Genomic DNA, 1,258 nt, shown 5'->3' with positions numbered 1-1,258 from the left:
TGTGTTGACCTTCGCGTTCATCTGAGTCAGTAACGTATCTTTTTGTGAGCGAGCAGCACCCACTTGATATTGAGCGGCGGCTAAGTTGCGGTCTTGGCGATTGCCAGTGAACAGGGGAATGTCCATTGTTAGATACGCGCTCACCAAATCCGATGCAGGTTCGCCTTTCATATTGTTGGCTTGACGATAGGCGTACATCACTTCCACACCGAATTGAGGCGTGTAGGCTTGCTCTGCAATGTCCACTTGAGTTTCATTGGCAGAAATACTTACGTCTGCCATTTTCACCATCGGGTGCTCACTCAACTGTTGGTAGTGTTTGGTCGTTTCGCTATTTGCAGACAACTTTTGGTTCAATGACGCCCAAGTCAGTGTGTTGCTGGCTTGGAGTGTTGAGCGTCCGTTTTGGGTATAGGTATTGAGCCAGTCAGAGCCCAACCATTCTGAGAGTTGCGAGACCAAACGGCGCTGCATTTGTGCGTTGGCTTGCAGCTTTTCATCCAACTTACTCACTTGAAGCTGTGCATTCAGTAAATCTTGCGCTTCGCTTTTGCCGATTGAGTAATTGGTTTGAATGAAGTTTTCCATTTCCGTCATGAGCCGACGGTTTTCTAGCAAAATTTGCTCTGCCTTCTGCTGATAGCCCAGCTCCAACCAAAGCTGAGTCATGCTGTTTGCCACTTCAAGCTCCCGTGCGTGAACTTGCAACGACAAACCATCGGCTTGTTGATTGGCTTTCTTTTGTTGAAGGTTGAGCGTCGAGCCACGTTCGAACTGTTGCATCAAACCGACGGAGATATTGGTCATCGGATCTTCGTCAAATTTGAAGCTATCGACAGGCAAACCACCAAAACCGACTTTCAGTTTCGGGTCCATCAAGGTTGCGCTGGCTACGCCTGTTTCACGCATCGCTTCCGATTGAGCATAGAATTGCTTGCGGTTGCCATCGTTGTTCAAGGCAATGCTAATGAGGTTTGCTAGCTCATTGGTTGATTGGGCTTGGATTGATTGAGCTTGCGCTTCTTGTTGTGCTTTCGTATTGGTTGGCGATTGCGCCACCAAATTGAAAGCCGGTAGGGCAACCAGAGCCAGTGAGCATACTGGTGCCACTAAGCGATTTGGGTTGAATTCCATAATTTACATCCAAATTGATACCAAGCTTTTTTGCGTTTAGGGAACGATTGAACCGAGCGGGAGAGCGTTGGTATTTGCTAAACGGATGACGCACTTTTTTATGGCTAAATAGCAGGTAACAAAT

1 protein-coding gene is annotated in these 1,258 nt (G+C 47.5%); it reads right to left on the bottom strand.

The features are described from left to right. The coding region (locus R8O70_RS25540) for a TolC family protein (RefSeq protein WP_318184504.1) at positions 1–1,134 on the bottom strand (1,134 nt) is incomplete at its 3' end. Positions 1,135–1,258 lie beyond the last annotated feature (124 nt).

This window comes from Vibrio sp. 779(2023) (assembly GCF_033344285.1).
Lineage (GTDB): Bacteria > Pseudomonadota > Gammaproteobacteria > Enterobacterales > Vibrionaceae > Vibrio > Vibrio alginolyticus.
This window is presented reverse-complemented; position numbering and strand designations above follow the sequence as displayed.